Source organism: Bradyrhizobium ingae, assembly GCF_055791185.1.
This window is the reverse complement of record NZ_JBVUBB010000006.1, coordinates 148592-166237: the sequence shown is the minus strand read 5'-3', so window position 1 is coordinate 166237 and position 17646 is coordinate 148592. Positions and strand designations below refer to the sequence as shown.

Annotated in this window: 15 protein-coding genes; 13 read left to right on the top strand and 2 right to left on the bottom strand. The window is 65.2% G+C overall.

What is annotated here, in order from left to right:
* The first annotated feature begins 9 nt into the window (after positions 1-9).
* The 4 genes from ACV1FX_RS11795 (at position 10) to ACV1FX_RS11780 (ending at position 3237) form a co-directional block, all read left to right on the top strand.
* Positions 10-477 (top strand): molybdenum cofactor biosynthesis protein MoaE, encoded by a 468-nt coding sequence (locus ACV1FX_RS11795; RefSeq protein ID WP_473117728.1) that lies wholly within the window; start codon positions 10-12, stop codon positions 475-477.
* Positions 477-1436, top strand: coding sequence for a 50S ribosomal protein L3 N(5)-glutamine methyltransferase (gene prmB / locus ACV1FX_RS11790; protein WP_473117727.1), 960 nt, complete (start codon positions 477-479; stop codon positions 1434-1436). Before ACV1FX_RS11795 ends, prmB begins: the two co-directional genes overlap by 1 nt.
* A gap of 86 nt (positions 1437-1522) precedes the next feature.
* Complete coding sequence (locus tag ACV1FX_RS11785) at positions 1523-2113, top strand: phage holin family protein (protein ID WP_473117726.1); 591 nt, start codon at positions 1523-1525, stop codon at positions 2111-2113.
* The gene (locus tag ACV1FX_RS11780; protein ID WP_473117725.1) at positions 2110-3237 is read left to right on the top strand and encodes a YihY/virulence factor BrkB family protein; all 1128 of its coding nucleotides are present in this window, start codon (positions 2110-2112) and stop codon (positions 3235-3237) included. Before ACV1FX_RS11785 ends, ACV1FX_RS11780 begins: the two co-directional genes overlap by 4 nt.
* A gap of 40 nt (positions 3238-3277) precedes the next feature.
* Here ACV1FX_RS11780 and ACV1FX_RS11775 read toward each other — a convergent pair whose 3' ends face one another.
* On the bottom strand, positions 3278-4120 hold the full coding sequence (locus ACV1FX_RS11775; RefSeq protein ID WP_473117724.1) for a class I SAM-dependent methyltransferase: 843 nt from the start codon (positions 4118-4120) through the stop codon (positions 3278-3280).
* A gap of 114 nt (positions 4121-4234) precedes the next feature.
* Here ACV1FX_RS11775 and ACV1FX_RS11770 point away from each other — a divergent pair, with 114 nt between their 5' ends.
* From ACV1FX_RS11770 to ACV1FX_RS11760, 3 genes are all read left to right on the top strand, one after another.
* Positions 4235-5791 (top strand): winged helix-turn-helix domain-containing protein, encoded by a 1557-nt coding sequence (locus tag ACV1FX_RS11770; RefSeq protein WP_473117723.1) that lies wholly within the window; start codon positions 4235-4237, stop codon positions 5789-5791.
* Between the two features lie 138 nt (positions 5792-5929).
* Positions 5930-7363 (top strand): EAL domain-containing protein, encoded by a 1434-nt coding sequence (locus ACV1FX_RS11765; RefSeq protein ID WP_473117722.1) that lies wholly within the window; start codon positions 5930-5932, stop codon positions 7361-7363.
* 15 nt (positions 7364-7378) lie between these two features.
* Positions 7379-8233: a TIGR01459 family HAD-type hydrolase gene (locus tag ACV1FX_RS11760; protein WP_473117721.1), complete on the top strand. Its 855-nt coding sequence runs from the start codon at positions 7379-7381 to the stop codon at positions 8231-8233.
* Between the two features lie 117 nt (positions 8234-8350).
* On the opposite strand, the gene ACV1FX_RS11755 is transcribed toward ACV1FX_RS11760, so the two are convergent.
* Positions 8351-8746 carry a response regulator gene (locus tag ACV1FX_RS11755; RefSeq protein ID WP_027551917.1) on the bottom strand — a complete coding sequence of 132 codons (396 nt, stop codon included), beginning with the start codon at positions 8744-8746 and terminating at the stop codon, positions 8351-8353.
* 233 nt (positions 8747-8979) lie between these two features.
* Here ACV1FX_RS11755 and ACV1FX_RS11750 point away from each other — a divergent pair, with 233 nt between their 5' ends.
* The 6 genes from ACV1FX_RS11750 (at position 8980) to ACV1FX_RS11725 (ending at position 17634) form a co-directional block, all read left to right on the top strand.
* Complete coding sequence (locus ACV1FX_RS11750; protein ID WP_473117720.1) at positions 8980-9951, top strand: bifunctional riboflavin kinase/FAD synthetase; 972 nt, start codon at positions 8980-8982, stop codon at positions 9949-9951.
* Between the two features lie 199 nt (positions 9952-10150).
* A complete protein-coding gene (gene ileS, locus ACV1FX_RS11745) occupies positions 10151-13150 on the top strand; it encodes an isoleucine--tRNA ligase (RefSeq protein ID WP_473117719.1) in 3000 nt (999 codons plus the stop codon).
* A 207-nt stretch (positions 13151-13357) separates the two neighbouring features.
* On the top strand, positions 13358-13852 hold the full coding sequence (gene lspA, locus ACV1FX_RS11740; protein WP_473117718.1) for a signal peptidase II: 495 nt from the start codon (positions 13358-13360) through the stop codon (positions 13850-13852).
* Between the two features lie 96 nt (positions 13853-13948).
* A complete protein-coding gene (locus ACV1FX_RS11735) occupies positions 13949-14683 on the top strand; it encodes a hypothetical protein (protein WP_473117717.1) in 735 nt (244 codons plus the stop codon).
* A gap of 195 nt (positions 14684-14878) precedes the next feature.
* The gene (locus ACV1FX_RS11730) at positions 14879-16270 is read left to right on the top strand and encodes a M16 family metallopeptidase (RefSeq protein WP_473117716.1); all 1392 of its coding nucleotides are present in this window, start codon (positions 14879-14881) and stop codon (positions 16268-16270) included.
* Positions 16267-17634, top strand: coding sequence for a M16 family metallopeptidase (locus ACV1FX_RS11725; RefSeq protein ID WP_473117715.1), 1368 nt, complete (start codon positions 16267-16269; stop codon positions 17632-17634). The genes ACV1FX_RS11730 and ACV1FX_RS11725 overlap by 4 nt, the downstream gene beginning before the upstream one ends.
* The last annotated feature ends 12 nt before the right edge of the window (positions 17635-17646 follow it).

The window sequence follows — 17646 nt, the reverse complement described above, 5'->3', positions numbered from 1 at the left end:
GTCGCGCGAATGTCTGCTACCGTCACCATCCGCATCCAGCAAGACGATTTCGACGTCGCGCGCGAGATCGCTGCGCTGACGAACGGTCGCACCGACATCGGTGCGGTCGTGAGCTTCTCCGGCATCTGCCGCGGCGACGAGGACAGCACGAAGATTTCTGCGCTGACGCTGGAACATTATCCGGGCATGGCGGAAGAAGAGATCAAACGCCACGTCGACGAGGCCATCTCCCGCTGGCCGCTCGACGGCATCACCGTCATACATCGCGTCGGCCGGATCACGCCCGGCGCAAACATCGTGCTGGTGGTGACTGCCTCGCAGCATCGCCAGGCGGCATTCCAGGCGGCCGAGTTTTTGATGGATTACCTGAAAACCAGCGCGCCGTTCTGGAAGAAGGAACAAAGCGCAGCCGGCACCGGCTGGGTCGAGGCCAATACAAGCGACGACCAGGCCGCCGCACGCTGGACCAAATCCTGATGGCAAAAGCTTCCAAGAAGACCACGCGCGGCCGCGCCGCACCCAGGCTTGCGAAGGTCGCCGCCGGCGAACTCGTGACACTGCTCGATTTCGTGCGCTATGCGGTGAGCCGCTTCGTCGAAGCCAGGCTTGCCTTCGCGCATGGCACGACGGACCCGGTGGCGGAAGCCGCCTTCCTGGTTTGCGAGGCGCTGCATCTCAATCCCGAGCAGTTCGAGATCTTCGCCAATGCCCGCGTCACCGCCGCCGAAGGCAAGACCCTCCTTGCGCTAATCAACGCGCGCGTCACCACGCGCAAGCCGGCCGCCTATCTCGTCAACAAGATCTACATGCGCGGCCTGCCCTTCTACGTCGACGAGCGCGTGATCGTGCCGCGCTCCTTCATCGGCGAGCTCCTGGATTCGCATCTCGGCGGCGACGGCGAGGCCGGCTCGCTGATCGACGATCCCTCGGCCGTCGAGCGCGTGCTCGATCTCTGCACCGGCTCCGGCTGCCTTGCGATCCTCGCCGCGCTGCATTTCCCCAATGCCGAGGTGGACGCCGTCGACATCTCCAAAGGGGCGATCGAAGTTGCCGCTCGCAATGTCGCCGATTACGGCCTCGAAGATCGCCTCACGCTCCATCGCGGCGACCTGTTCGCGCCGCTCGGCAACGCGCGCTACGACCTGATCATCTCCAACCCGCCTTATGTCGATGCGGAAGGGATGGCGTCCCTGCCGCCGGAATGCCGCGCCGAGCCGAAGCTCGCCTTCGATGGCGGCGCGGACGGGCTCGATGTCGTGCGCCGCATCCTGCAGGACGCACCTCGCTACCTTACGCCCGAGGGCGGATTGTTGTGCGAGATCGGCCGCGGCCGCGAGCAGATCGATGAGGCGTTCCCCGAACTGCCGCTGCTCTGGCTCGACACCGAGGATTCCGAGGGCGAGGTTTTCTGGATCGCGGCCGCCGATCTCGGCTGACCCGGGCAATTGCCGGAACAAGTCAAACGGCTCCACGTTCATCCACCAACAACGCTATCAGCCGCGGCCGCTGGAGGATGTTTCGCATGCTTGCGCCATCGGGCGAATTGCTGCGCGCCGGAGTGGCGCTCAAGCTCAACCACCTCAAGCGCGCCACGCGGTCCTATCTGCGCGATCGCACCGGCCAGGCGACCGGCAAGGCGATGTCCTATGCGGTCGCCGGCGGCCTCTTTGCCGTCGCGGGCCTGTTTGTCATCGCTGCATTCTTCGTCGGACTGATGGCGCTGTTCCGCTGGGTCGAGCTCACCTATGGAATGTTCTGGGCATTCGGCGCCGTCGGCGCCTTGCTTCTGGTGCTGGCGGCGATTTGTGCCGGCGTCGCAATGGCTCAGATGAAGCGTCGGCCCAAAACCATCGTGCCGCTCGCAAGCCGCCTGCGGGTCGCGATCGCCACGCCCCGGATTCCACGCGGAACGGTCAAGGAGGCCGTCAAGGAGGTCGCAACCACGATTCCCCTGGTGCCGCTCGCACCGGGCGAAAAGGGCCATCGCAACGGCGGTTCGCCGGCCCGCGGCAACCGCTCGGTGCAGTTCGGCCTGATGCTCGCAGCCGTCGGGCTGTTGGGTTTGACGGCGGCGCGCCGGAGGCGCCAGAGCCGTCGATTGGATGCATCATGACGCCGCGGCGCGAGCAGTTCGACGATTGGCTGCTTGTGGCCGCCACGACGGTGTTGGTGCTGACGGCGGAACGGTACTTTCAGGGCTACGTCTCGCCGCGATCCGCCGCCGTCGAGGACCGCCGCAACAAGGAAGGCAACTCGCCCGAAGCCAATCCCAGTCGCGCCGCTTTGCAGGGCGGCCATGGCCGCCGGTCCAAAAGCCCGTTCAAGATTCCGTTCGCCGGCTGGAAGGACATTCTCTGGCGCACCTACCAGCGCATCGACGAGGATCGCTTGCTCGCAACCGCAGGCGGCGTGGTCTTCTTCGGGCTGCTCGCGATTTTTCCGGCCGTCACCGCCTTCGTCTCCTTTTACGGGCTGTTCGCCAACCCGTCGACGATCAGCGCCAACCTGCAGACGCTCGCGATGATGCTGCCCGAGGGTACGTTCCAGATCATCGAGGACCAGATCGGACGCGTGGTGTCGAAGGGCAACACGGCGCTTGGCGCCACCTTCCTGTTTGGCCTGGCGCTGGCGATCTGGAGCGCCAATGCCGGCATCAAATCCATCATCGACGCGCTCAACGTCGCTTACGAGGAGCGCGAGAAACGCAGCTTCATCCGGCTCAATCTGGTGTCGCTGGCCTTCACGGTCGGCGGCATCGTAGCACTCCTGCTGATGGTGGGCGCTGTGGTCGCCTTCCCCCTCGCACTGAACCATCTCGGCCTCGGTCCGGAGAGCAAGCTGATCGTCGCGCTGGCGCGATGGCCGCTGCTGTTCGTCATCCTGCTGGTCGCGCTCGCCGTCCTCTATCGCTTCGCGCCGAGCCGCGACGCACCGCGCTGGGAATGGCTGAGCATCGGTGCGCTGACGGCCTCGGTCCTGTGGATCGCCGGCTCCGCGCTGCTGTCGTGGTATCTGTCGGAATTCGCCAATTACAACGCCACCTATGGCTCGCTGGGAGCTGCGATCGGGTTGATGATGTGGATGTGGATGTCCGCCATCGTCATCATGTTCGGAGCCGAGCTGAACTCGGAGATCGAGCGGCAGACGTTGCGGGATACGACGACCGGCAAGCCCAAGCCGCTCGGCACCCGGGAAGCCGTCTCCGCCGATACGGTCGGCGCGGCCGCGCCATCCTAGTGTGGTCAGGCCGAACGTGCGCCGGCCTGACCACGGCAGCTCAGCCCTTGCTGATCACCACTTCCAGATATTCGCTGTGCACGACCACCGTGCCGTCATCGGCGTGGTTGAACTCACCGACGAGGCCCAGGAGATCGCGGCGCAGTGCCGCCTGGCCGTTGTCGTCGAGTGCGGCGAATGCCTTCAGCATGGGTCCGTAGAACGACTTGAACACATCGAGCCAATGCTCGGGCGAGCGGTAGCGGAACACGAACATTCGAGGCTCGGCCACGATCTCCGAAGCCTGGCCGCCGAACATCTCCTCGAGCCGGGCCTTCGTGCCCCATAGCGCCGGCGATTTCACCCCGGCCGGCGGCGGCAGGTGCTTGCCGAGGGTCTTGAAGAGCTGGCCGATAAAGCCCTGCGGCGTCCAATTGGCGAGCCCGACCTTGCCGCCGCGCCTGCACACTCGCGCAAGCTCGGAGGCCGCCCTGTCCTGATTGGGCGTGAACATGACGCCGAAGGTCGAAAGCACCACGTCGAAGGAGGCGTCCGGGAACGGCAGCGCCTCGGCGTCCGCTTCGCGGAACGAGACGGTGAGGCGCTCGGCCGCTGCGCGCTCGCGGCCGCGCTCGAGCAACGCCGGCACGTAGTCGGTCGAGGTGACATCGCACCAGCGCCGCGCCGCAGCGAGCGTGGCATTCCCATTGCCGGCGGCGACGTCGAGCACTTTGCTGCCGGCGCGCAGGTCGAGCGCCTCGCAAAGCTGCTCGCCGACGATCTGCAAGGTGGTTCCCACGACGGCATAGTCGCCGGACGACCAGGCGCCGTGCTGGCGCTGCTTGAGCGCGGCGAGGTCCGGCTGGGCGTCGGCGGGCTTGCTGAGTGCTGCGGAAGTCGACATGGAGATTTCCTCCGGTTGAAGATGCCGGGACGATAGAGCGCAGGCCCGTGACTGGCTTTGAGAGCGCCATTATTTTACGTTGAGAGCGCCTTGATTTCTGAGCGGGAGCCGGGCGTGGCGTTTCAGTTCGAGGATTTTTCCCTGGATCCCGAGCGCCGCGAATTGTGGCGCGGAGGTCATCTCGTCGCGCTCGAGCCGCAGGTATTCGATCTCCTGACCCATCTGATCTGCAACCGCGACCGCGTGGTAACGCGTGACAATCTGCTCGACGCCATCTGGAACGGGCGTGTCGTCTCCGACTCCACGCTCGCAAGCCGCATCAATGCGGCTCGCCGCGCGATCAACGACACCGGCGAGGAGCAACGGCTGATCCGCACCGTGGCGCGCAAGGGTGTGCGCTTCATCGGTGACGTCGTCGAAACAAGCAAAGCCGATCCGTCGACGGGGCCGGCCGGGCGAAAGCAGCCATCCGCCCAACCGCTGCCCGACCGGCCGGCAATCGCCGTGCTGCCTTTCACCAACATGAGCGGCGATGCGGAGCAGGAATATTTTTCGGACGGCATAAGCGAGGACATCATCACGGCGTTGTCGAAGCTGCGTTGGTTCTTCGTGATCGCGCGCAACTCCTCATTCATCTACAAGGGGCGGACGGTTCATCTGCGGGAGGTCGCAAACGAACTCGGAGTCCGTTACGTCGTCGAAGGAAGCGTGCGCAAGGGCGGCGACCGGGTGCGCATCACCGCGCAGCTCAACGACGTCGCGACCGGCAGCCATCTCTGGGCGGAACGCTACGATCGCGAGCTCGCCGACGTGTTCGCGGTACAGGACGAGATCACCGAAGCCATCGTCGCCGCGATCGAGCCGCAGCTCTACGCTGCGGAAAATTTTCGCGCCCAGCGCAAGCCGCCCGACAGCATGGATGCGTGGGACCTGGTGATGCGGGCGCTCTCGCATTACTGGCGCGTGACGCGGCAGGACCATGTGGTCGCGCAGGCCTTGCTGGAGAAGGCCATCGCACTCGACCCGAATTACGGCAAGGCGCTGGGCCTGCTCGGCACCAGCTACATGTTCACAGCCCATATGGGCTGGATGGACATGGCCACCGCGATGCCGATCGCCGAGCGCGCCGCACTCGCCGCGATCCGGGCCGACGACGAGGATCCCTGGGCCCACAACGCGCTCGGCCACGTCCATCTGTTCGCGCGCCATTTCGAGGATTCGCTCGCCGAATTCGAGACCGCGCTGCGGCTCAATCCGAGCTTCGCGCTGGCCCAGGGCTATCATGGGCTGGCGCTCAGCTATTGCGGCCGCTGGCAGGACGGTGACGAGGCGGCGCGCCGCGCCATTCGTCTCAGCCCGCGCGACCCCTATGCGCCGGTCTATTTCGGCATCAAGGCCTATGCCCGCTTCCTCGGCGGCGATTATGACGAGGCGATCCGGCTCGCGCACGAGGCCTTGCGACAGCGCAGCGATTTCGTCGGCGCGCATAGGGTGCTGACCTCGGCGGCCGGCATGGGCGGCCGCGCGGACCTTGCCCGCTCCGCGTTGCAGGAGCTGCGCCGGGCCCAGCCAAACGTCTCGCTCGCCTGGATCGCCGAGTTCATGCCGATCAAGCTCGCGACCGACCGCGAACGCTACCTGGAAGGCTTCCGCCGCGCCGGTCTCACCTAGCGCGCGACGCCCTATCCCCGCGAATCAACAATGATGTTAAGGTCACCCTCGCTTGGGGACGTTTAACAAGAGCGTGGCAGAGACGTGCCCGTGTTTTCCCGGGTGGGGCAGTCAGCACTAGAGGGCGTAGCGCGCGGCATGATTCGCATTTCGACGATCTTCATCGCCATCTGCATGGTGCTGGTTGCAGCCTCGCTCGGCCTCGTCCTGCATTCGGTGGCCGGCATCAACGGAACCGAATCCGCGATCGTGGCACTGACCGCGCTGACCTTCCTGATCCTGTACAACGCGGTCTCGATGCGTCTGCGCGACCGCAGTGACGTCGGCAACCAGATCGCCGATCTGTCGCGCGGCACAGCCGATCTCGCCCGCCAGGTCGCCGAATTCGGCCGCAGGCTGGCAGCGGTCGAGGGACGCGTCGCCTCCGCCAATTCCACCAATGCGGACCGCGTCCAGTCGGTGGTCGGCGAAATCAACGAGCTCGGTGGCCTCGTCAAGCAGCTCGCCGCCACCGTGGCGACGCATGAGGACCTGCTGGCGTCGGGCGCGCCCGCTTCCGCTGAGCAGACCGAAGCCGGGATGGCGCATGAGCCGTTGGCAGCGCCGGCGCCGCGGCCGGCCGCCGCCCCATCGCCGGTTCCGCCTCCTCCCCCGAGCGCTCCCATGGCGACGGCCGGCGCCCGCAACCAGACGCAGCTGCTCGCGACGCTGCGCAACGCGATCGACGAGAACCGCATCGACATCTTCCTCCAGCCAATGGTGACGCTGCCGCAGCGCAAGGTCCGCTTCTACGAGGCGGTGACGCGGGTGCGCGACGAGCGCGACCAGCTCATCGCGGCTGAGGAGATCATCAGCATCGCGGAAGCCTCCGGGCTCATCGGGCGCATCGACAACATGGTGATGCTGCGCTGTGTGCAGGTGCTGCGCCGGCTGATGGTGCGCAACAAGGACGTCGGCGTGTTCTGCAACGTCGCCGCCTCCACGCTCGGCAATTCGACGACGTTTGCCCAATGCCTCGACTTCCTCGAGGCCAACCGGGCGCTCGCGCCCTCGCTGGTGCTCGAATTCAAGCAGTCGACGTTCCGCAACCTCGGCCCGGCCGAGACCGAGAACCTCGCGGCGCTCGCCCAGCGCGGCTTCCGCTTCTCGATCGACCACGTCACTGACCTGCGCATCGAGCCGCGCGAGCTCGCCGATCGCGGCGTGCGCTTCATCAAGGTGCCGGCCGGGCTGCTGCTCGATCCCAAACAGGCCTCGACCTCGGACATCCATCCATCCGACCTGTCCGACCTGCTCGGCCGCTTCGGCATCGATCTCATCGCCGAGCGGATCGAGGGCGAGCGCGCGGTGGTTGACCTGCTCGACTATGACGTGCGGTTCGGCCAGGGTTTCCTGTTCGCCCCGCCCCGGCCATTGCGGCCGGAAGGTGCATCTGCTACCGCCGGGGCCGCGCCGGATCAGGCGCAGCAACAGGTATCTAATGGCTCCGCCCCGTCCAGCTCAGGCGAAACCGCTCCCCTGCCGCCGTCACAGCGCATCACCGGCAATGCCGCGCTCGCGCGCCGCATCTGACCGGCTGTCCGTGTCATGACCACACTGCATTTCGTCGAGAGCCTGCGCGAGCTCGTCGCGGGTGTGGATGTCGTGCTCAGCGACATCTGGGGCGTGGTCCATAACGGGCTCGAGTCCTTTCCCGAAGCCTGTGAGGCGCTGCACAATTTCCGGCAACAGGGCGGCACGGTCGTCCTGATCACCAACGCGCCGCGACCGGCGGATTCGGTTCAGCGACAGTTACGCAAGCTCGGTGTTGCCGACGAGACCTACGACGCCATCGTCTCCTCAGGCGATCTGACGCGGCTCTATGTCGCCGATCATCCCGGCCGAAAATTGTTCTGGCTTGGCCCCGAGCGCGACGGCTCGATCCATCGCGGGCTCGACGCGGTGCTCGCGCCGCTGGAGGAGGCCGACTACATCGTCTGCACCGGCCTCTATGACGACGAGACCGAGTCGGCGGAAGATTATCGCGGCATGATGCTGAAGGCGCGCGAGCGCAAGCTGACGCTGGTCTGCGCCAATCCCGACATCGTGGTCGAGCGCGGCGACCGGCTGATCTATTGCGCGGGCGCCATCGCCGAGCTCTATCGCGAGCTCGGCGGCGAGGTCATCTTCTACGGCAAGCCACACCGGCCGATCTACGAGCGCGCGATGGCGCTCGCCGGTGAGCGCCAGGGCCATCCGATCGATCGCAGGAAGGTTCTCGCAATCGGCGATTCCGTGCGCACCGACCTGACCGGCGCGCGCGAGTTCGGCATCGACTGCCTGTTCGTCACCCGCGGCATTCATTCCGAGGAGTTCGAGGGCCTCGACCAGCTCGATCCGGCCTCGGTGCTGGAGCTGTTCGGCCATCCGCCGAAGGCGCTGATGCGCGAATTGAAGTGGTAATTCCCAGTTTCGTCATTCCGGGGCGATGCGCGCAGCATCGAACCCGGAATGACGACAAAAAATAATGCCCGGGACGAACCCGGGCATCCAATTCTCTCTGTGATGCAGATGGAGCGCCTACGCGCTCGCCATGTCCGGGAAGACCGCTTCGATCTTGGTCTTCAGCGTCGCCGCGTTGAACGGCTTGACGATGTAGTTGTTCACGCCGGCCTTCTTGGCCGCGATCACGTTCTCGGTCTTGGATTCCGCCGTGATCATGATGAAGGGCGTGGTGGCGAGGTTGGGATCGGCCCGCACTTCGCGCAGCAGGTCGTAGCCCGTCATCGGCTCCATGTTCCAGTCGGAAATCACGAGCCCGTACTTCTTGCCGCGCATCTTGTTCAGCGCTGCCGAGCCGTCGCTGGCGTCATCGATATTATCGAAGCCAAGCTGCTTCAGCAGATTCCGGATGATACGGATCATGGTGCTGTAGTCATCCACCACCAGAACCGGCATCGACAAATCAACCGCCATCTCGACTCCCCCAAAACGCAACCAGGAAATATTAACGATCGAACTGCCGGACTCGATGCCCTGCAAGTTCCATGTCTCAAAGGACTAGCATCAAGGCGTTAAACAGCCCGTTAATCGGGTCGCGCCGGAAAGCCCGGAAATGCCCCGCAATGCGGTTCAACCCCCGCTTGACTTCGCCCGGCGCGTCACGTCACGGTCCCGGGCCGACCCGCCCGCCCCAGAGAATTCCCCTGATGGCTCCGCATTTTACTGTTATCCGCGATTCCACGCCGGCACACGCGATCCCAAGGGGTGCCGTGGTCGCCATGGGCAATTTCGACGGCGTTCATCTCGGCCATCGGGCGGTGATTGCGGCTGCGCTGGAGATGGGCCGGACGCATAATCGGCCGGCGTTTGCGCTGACCTTCGAGCCGCATCCGCGACGGTTTTTCAGCCCCAACACCCCGCAATTCCGTCTCACGGATGAGCGGGCCAAGCTGCGGCTACTGGCCGGCACCGGGCTTGCCGGAGCCGTCGTCATGACCTTCGACAAGACCCGCGCCGGCACATCAGCACAAGATTTCATTCACCATGACCTGATCGGCCGCCTCGGGATCAGCGGGATCGCGGTCGGCTACGACTTTCATTTCGGCAAAGGCCGGGTCGGCTCGCCGAGCCTGCTCGTCAATGAGGCGCCCAGGCTCGGTATCGAGGTCGACGTCCAGCCGCATGTCGATATCGACGAACGGCCGGTCTCCTCCAGCGCCATCCGCACCGCGCTCGCCGAAGGTCAGCTCGATGAGGCCACGACCATGCTGGGCGCGCCCTGGTTCGTGACCGGGGAAGTCATCCACGGCGAGAAACGCGGCCGCGACCTCGGCTACCCCACCGCCAATATCCGCCTCGATGCCAATTGCGCCCTCAAGCATGGCATCTACGCGGTCCGGGTTGGCCACGGGACCGAGCGGCTGGAGGGGGTCGCAAGCTTCGGCCGGCGTCCGACATTCGATAATGGCGCGCCGCTGCTGGAAATCTTCCTGTTCGACTTCAAGGGCGACCTCTACGGACAAACGCTCGATTGCGCGTTTCTCGGCTTCATTCGCGAGGAACTGAAGTTCGAGGGCATCGAACCGCTGATCCGCCAGATGGACGAGGATTCCGCCCGTGCGAGGGTCCTGCTGGCGGCTGCCCCCGACACCTTCCCGAAGCTTGGAAGCATCGATTGAGGCCCCAAAACGGCCCCTTCCGGCCCTTTGCGATTCGGCCGCCCGGCTGCTATGGAGAGCCCATGTTTGCGCGGCGCATCATAGGGATTAGCGGCCCGGCTTCCGTCTGAGCTTTGGCTCGGCGCAAGACCGGGATTTCGTCGTTTCACCCCGCGATCGTGATCGCATTCTGCCGCGCCCCTTCCGAGCCAGATCATTCATGTCCGAAAAGCCGCAAAAGTCCGAAGCCAAAGACTATTCCAAAACCCTGTTCCTGCCGCAGACGGAATTCCCGATGCGCGCCGGCCTGCCGCAGCGCGAGCCGGAGATCCTCAAGCGCTGGTACGACATCGGCCTCTACGAGAAGCTGCGCGAGAGCGCCAAGGGCCGCGACAAGTTCGTGCTGCATGACGGCCCGCCCTATGCCAACGGCAACATCCACATCGGCACGGCGCTGAACAAGATCCTCAAGGATCTCGTCACCAAGAGCCAGCAGATGCTCGGCTTCGACTCCAATTATGTGCCCGGCTGGGACTGCCACGGCCTGCCGATCGAATGGAAGGTCGAGGAGGAGCACTACCGCAAGAAGGGCAAGACGAAGCCGGACTTTCGCGATAGCGCCGCCATGGTCGCGTTCCGACAGGAATGCCGCGCCTATGCGACGCATTGGCTGGGCGTGCAGCGCGAAGAGTTCAAGCGTCTCGGCGTGATCGGCGACTGGGCCCATCCCTACGCCACCATGACCTATCCCGCCGAAGCCCAGATCGCGCGCGAATTGATGAAGTTCGCCGCCAACGGCACGCTCTATCGCGGCTCCAAGCCGGTGATGTGGAGCGTGGTCGAGAAGACCGCGCTGGCCGAAGCCGAGGTCGAATATGAGGACTACACTTCGGACATGGTCTGGGTGAAGTTTCCGGTCACCTCGCCGGCGCATGGCGCGCTCGCCTCCGCGAGCGTCGTGATCTGGACCACCACGCCGTGGACGCTGCCCGGCAACCGCGCCATCTCGTTCTCGCCGAAGATCGCCTATGGCCTCTATGAGGTCACCGACGCGCCCGCCGACAATTGGGCAAAGACCGGCGATCTGCTGATCCTTGCCGACGCGCTCGCCGAAGAGGTGTTCAAGCAGGCGCGCGTGGCCGCCTACAAGAAGGTGCGTGATATCCCCGGCGACACCATGGACGCGATCGAATGCGCCCACCCGCTGAAGGGGCTCGCCGGTGGCTACGAGTTCACCGTGCCGCTGCTACCCGGCGACCATGTTACCGACGACACCGGCACCGGCTTCGTGCACACCGCGCCCGGCCACGGCCGCGAGGACTTCGACGTGTGGACGGCGAATGTGCGCGACCTCGATGCGCGCGGCATCATCACTACAATCCCCTATACCGTCGACGAAAACGGCGCTTTCACGGACCACGCTCCCGGATTTGCGGGCAGGCGCGTCATCAACGACAAGGGCGAGAAGGGCGACGCCAACGAGGTCGTGATCAAGGCATTGGTCGAGAAGGGCATGCTGCTCGCGCGCGGCCGGCTGAAACACCAGTATCCGCATTCCTGGCGCTCGAAGAAGCCGGTGATCTTCCGCAACACGCCGCAATGGTTCATCGCGATGGACAAGGACATCGCGACCGGCGGCAACGCGAAGACGGGCGACACGCTGCGCGCCCGCGCGCTGCAAGCAATCTCGGTGACGCAATGGGTGCCGCCGTCGGGCGAGAACCGCATCAACGGCATGATCGAGGCGCGCCCTGATTGGGTGATCTCCCGTCAGCGCGCCTGGGGCGTGCCGATCGCCGTGTTCGTGCGCGAGAAGGGTGACGGCTCGGCCGAGATCCTTCAGGACGAGGCCGTCAACACGCGCATCGGCGAGGCCTTCGAGAAGGAAGGTGCCGATGCCTGGTACATGGACGGCGCCCGCGAGCGCTTCCTCGGCAGCCGCGCCAATGAAGACTGGAAGAAGGTCGACGACATCCTCGACGTCTGGTTCGATTCCGGCTCCACGCACGCCTTCGTGCTGGAAGACCCCGTGCATTTCCCCGGCCTTGCCGGCATCAAGCGCAAGGTCGACGGCGGCACGGACACGGTGATGTATCTGGAGGGCTCGGACCAGCATCGCGGCTGGTTCCATTCCTCGCTGCTGGAAAGCTGCGGCACGCGGGGCCGTGCGCCCTACGACATCGTGCTGACCCACGGCTTCACCCAGGCCGAGGACGGCCGCAAGATGTCGAAGTCGCTCGGCAACACCATCGAGCCGCAGGCCGTCATCAAGGAGTCCGGCGCCGACATTCTCCGGCTCTGGGTCGCTTCCTGCGACTACACCGACGACCAGCGCATCGGCCCCGAGATCCTGAAGAACACGGTCGAGACCTACCGCAAGCTGCGCAACACCGTGCGCTGGATGCTCGGCACGCTGCATCACTACAAGCCGGCCGACGCGGTCGCGCCCGCCGAAATGCCGGAGCTCGAGCGGCTGATGCTGCACGAGCTTGCGCTGCGCGCCGAGGTGATCCGCAAGGCCTATGAAACCTTCGACTTCAAGAGCGTGGTCGCGACGCTGTCGGCGTTCCTCAACAGCGAGCTGTCGGCATTCTATTTCGACATCCGCAAGGACACGCTCTATTGCGATCCGCCCTCCTCGCTGACACGCAAGGCCGCGCTGACCACGATCGATACGCTCTGCAACGCGATCCTGAAGTGGCTGGCGCCGGTCCTGAGCTTCACCGCCGAGGAGGCGTGGCGGATGTACCGGCCGGACGCCGAGCCCTCGGTGCATCTGGCGCTGTTCCCCGAAGGTCTCGAAAAATTCCGTGACGACAAGCTCGCCGCGAAATGGGAGATCATCCGCAACGTGCGCCGCGTCGTCACCGGTGCGCTGGAGCTCGAGCGTGCGGCCAAGAACATCGGCTCGTCGCTCGAGGCATCACCGGTGATCTATATCGCTGACCGGAACACACAGATGACGCTGTTCGATGTCGATCTCGCCGAAGTCTGCATCACCTCGAATTACGAGGTGCGCGAGGGTGAGGCGCCGGCGGCCGCGTTCCGTCTCGATGCCGTTCCCGGCGTCGCCGTCGTGGTCGAGAAGGCGGTAGGCACCAAATGCGCCCGCTCCTGGAAGATCCTGCCGACGGTCGGCGAGGACGCGGACTATCCCGATGTCACCCCGCGCGATGCCAAGGCGCTGCGCGAATGGAAGGCGCTGGGGGTTAGCATTTGACTCCGTCGTCCCGGCGAAAGCCGGGACCCATAATCACCGCCGCCAATTGTAGCGAAGGCAGATGACCACGAGTCGTTCAAACAATGACCGCCTGGGGTTATCGCGACGAGCGCAAAGCGCTCGCTCGGGGGTCCCGGTCCCAGTGCGCAATGCGCACAAGGCCGGGACGACGGCCGAGAGCGTGGCAGCCTCAGCGAGCCCCTCCGCATGACCCCTCTCCGCGCCGGCATTCTGTCCGCCGTGATTTCACTCGTGCTGGACCAGGCCTCGAAGCTCTGGCTGCTCAACGTGTTCGACCTCGACCGTCGCGGCGGGCTGAGGTTGACGCCGTTCTTCGACCTCATGCCGGCCTGGAACAAGGGCATCAGCTACGGTTGGCTGCAGACCGAAGGCGCGGCCGGGCAGATCGCGCTGATGGCGGTCAAGGCCATTGCGGTGGTTCTGCTGGCCGTCTGGATGACACGCGCGCAGACCCGGCTGGCAACGGTGGGGCTGGGGTTGATCATCGGTGGCGCCATCGGCAATGCCATTGATCGTCTGGCCTATGGCGCGGTGTTCGATTTCGCGCTGTTTCACGTCGAAATCGCCGGAAAAGCCTACAATTGGTACGTGTTTAACCTAGCTGATGTGGCGATCGTTGCTGGGGTAGCGGCCCTATTGTATGATTCCTTCCTGGGGGTACCCGCCGCAAAAGCGCCCTGATCCCGGCCGATACGGGCCCGGACGGTGGAACCTTGCTTGCGAGGGCAGGCCCGCGCAGGGCGCGGCGATCGATTACGAAACAGAACAGGTACAGCGATGCGCGAAAGCGAGCCGAAAGGTTGGATGATGCGAAGCCCGATGCACGGGCTATTGCGCTCGCTGAAGCTCACTTCCGTCGCACTCGGCATCGGCCTGGTGATGGTCGCAGGCAGCGCCCGCGCCGGCGATGACGACGACGAGGACGATCGGACGTTCGAGGAAAAGCTCATCGACAATCTGATGACTGGTCTCGGCGCCCAAGGCGGCAGGAGTCTGGAGAAGCCCGGCATCGAATACCGCGAGCGTTCGCCGCTGGTGGTGCCGCCCAAGCTCGACCTGCCTCCGCCTGCCTCGTCTGCCGAGGCGGCCGCACCGAACTGGCCGAAGGATCCCGACGAAAAACGCCGCAAGGAGCTTGCTGCCGCAAGAAAGAAATCCGGCACCAAGTTCCAGCAGCCATGGGAAGCCGCCCGGCCGCTGACACCGGCCGAGATGAACGCGGGCAAGACGAACGGCCCTACCCGCACCACGAGCAACGAGCCGGGCCAGCCCAGCCAGAACAATCCGACCCTGAGTCCGGCCCAGCTCGGCTATACCGGCGGCCTGTTCAAACTCTTCAAGGGCAACAGCAGCGAAGCCGCGCAATTCAAGTCTGAGCCGCCACGGGAGTCGCTCACCGAGCCGCCCGCCGGTTACCAGACGCCCTCGCCGAATTATTCCTATGGCACGGGGCCGGACCAGACCCGCAAGACGTATTTCGACGTGTTGAGCGGCAAGGAGAAAGAGCAATAGCGCTCTTGCCCGCCCCGCGTGCTTATGCGGAACCGCCGCAATCATCCGGTGTAGGCCGGATGCGGCACATGACCTATCTTTAACTTCACGATGACGGCGTTCTCTGCTTCGTGACGCAAAGCGCTAGGTCGCACGGTGTAGCATGCCGTGCTTTTGCACCCGGGCATTTGGGCCCTGGCTTTCACAAGGATTGTGATGTCCTCAAACCGATCGGCTGTCTGCCTCCTCGCCGCGTTGCTCTCGACTTGTGCTCTTTCGACCGGCGGCGCATCTGCCCAGACAACGGTAACATCCGCACCACCCAGCAGCTTCACGCTCGCTAATGGCCTCCAGGTCGTGGTGATTCCCGATCACCGCACGCCCGTGGTCACGGAGATGATCTGGTACAAGGTCGGCTCGGCCGACGAGACGCCCGGCAAATCGGGGCTCGCCCATTTCCTCGAGCACCTGATGTTCAAGGGCACGGAGAAACATCCGGTCGGCGAATTCTCCCAGACCGTGCTGCGCGTCGGCGGCAACGAGAACGCCTCCACCTCGGTCGACTACACCAACTACTATCAGCGCGTGCCGCGCGAGCAGTTGCCGACCATGATGGAGTTCGAAGCCGATCGCATGACCGGGCTCGTGCTCAAGGACGAGAACGTGCTGCCCGAGCGCGACGTCGTGCTCGAAGAATACAACATGCGCGTTGCCAACAGCCCCGAGGCGCGGCTGAACGAGCAGGTCATGGCCGCGCTCTATCTCAACCATGCATACGGCCGCCCGGTGATCGGCTGGCACCAGGAGATCGAGAAGCTCAACCGCGAGGATGCGCTGGCGTTTTATCGCCGCTTCTATGCGCCCAACAACGCGATCCTGGTGATTGCCGGCGACGTCGAGGTCGCCGACGTGCGCCCACTGGTCGAGCGCAATTTCGGCCCGATCCCCGCACAGCCGGCGATCCCCGCGCAACGCATCCGTCCGCAGGAGCCGGAGCCGGCCGCCCCGCGCACCGTCACGCTGTCCGACCCGCGCGTCGAGCAGCCGGGCCTGCGCCGCTTTTACCTCGTGCCCTCGGCAACCACGGCGGCGGCCGGCGAGAGCGCCGCGCTCGACGTGCTTGCGCAACTGATGGGCAGCGGCAGCAACTCCTATCTCTACCGCGCGCTTGTCGTCGACAAGCCGCTCGCGGTCTCGGCCAGCGCCAGCTATTCGAGCATCTCGCTCGACCCGAGCCAGTTCTCGATCGCAGCCTCGCCCAGGCAGGGCGTCGGTTTCGCGGAGGTCGAGCAGGTCATCGACGACGTGATCGCCGACATCATGCAGAACCCGGTCCGGGCCGAGGATCTCGAGCGGGTCAAGACCCAGCTCATCGCAGAGGCGATCTACGCCCAGGACAATCAGGCGGTGCTGGCACGCTGGTATGGCGGCGCGCTGGCGACGGGTCTGTCCATTGAGGACATCCGCAGCTGGCCCGATCGCATCCGCGCTGTCACCGCCGAACAGGTGCGCGCCGCCGCACAAAAGTGGCTCGAGAAGAAGCGCTCGGTCACCGGCTATCTCATCAAGGACACCACCACCGCCAAGCGCGAGGAGAAGCGTTCGTGACCTACCCTTTCCTCCGCGGTATCGCGCTTTCCGTCGTCACCTCGGTGACGCTCTCCCTGGCGTCGATCTCGCCGTCGCAGGCTGCGGCCAAGATCCAGCATCTGACCTCGCCCGGCGGCATCGAAGCCTGGTTCGTGCAGGATGCGACCGTGCCGCTGATCGCGATGGAGTATTCCTTTGCCGGCGGAGCATCGCAGGATCCCAAGGACAAGCCGGGCGTCGCCAACCTCGTCGGCGACCTTCTCGACGAAGGCTCCGGCGATCTCGATTCCAAGACCTTTCACGAACGGCTCGACCGCCGCGCCATCGAGCTCTCCTTCAACGCCAGTCGCGATACGTTCCGCGGCAGCCTGCGCATGCTCCGCGACAATAAGGACGAGGCTTTCGACCTGTTGCGGATGGCGCTGACCTCGCCGCATTTCGACACCGCCGATGTCGAGCGTATCCGTTCGCAGGTCATCTCGGGCCTGCGCCGCGACACCACCAATCCGACAGCGCTCGCCAGCCGCAAGTTCCTGGAGATCGCCTTCGGCGATCATCCCTACGGCCGGCAGACCAGCGGAACGCTGGAAAGCGTGCCGACCATCACGATCGCCGACATGAAGGATTACGTCGGCCGCATCCTCGCAAGGGACACGCTGAAGGTCGCAGTCGTCGGCGACGTCGACCCGGCAACGCTCGGCAAGCTCCTCGACAAGACGTTTGGCAGCCTGCCGGCCAAGGCGAACCTCGCCCCGGTCGCCGACGTCGAGGCAGCCGCGCCGCCGCAGCGCGCCTTCGTGCCGCTCGACGTGCCGCAGACCGTGATCACCTTCGGCGGTCCAGGCGTGAAGCGCAGCGATCCGAACTTCATGGCCGCCTACGTCGTCAACCACATCCTGGGCGGCGGCGGCTTGTCCTCCCGGCTCTATCGCGAGGTGCGCGAGAAGCGCGGGCTCGCCTATTCGGTGTTTGAATCGCTGCTGTGGATGGAGCACTCGGCCGTGTTTATCGGCAACACCGGCACGCGCGCGGACCGCGCCGGCGACACCATCGACGCGATCGAGAAGGAAGTGGCCCGCATCGCCGAGGAGGGACCGACGCAGAAGGAACTCGATGAAGCGAAGTCCTACCTCAAGGGTTCGCAGATGCTGGCGCTGGACACCTCATCCAAGCTTGCGCAGGCGCTGCTGCAATATCAGCAGGACAAGCTGCCGATCGACTACATCGAGAAGCGCAACGCCATCGTCGATGCCGTGACGCTGGATGACGCCAAGCAGGCTGCCAAGCGCCTCTGGGGCCAGGGCCTCCTGACCGTCATCGTCGGCCGCGCGCCCCAGGCAGCCGCGCAGCCCGCCGCGGCGACCGCGCCGAAGTCGAACTGAACTTCGCGATCC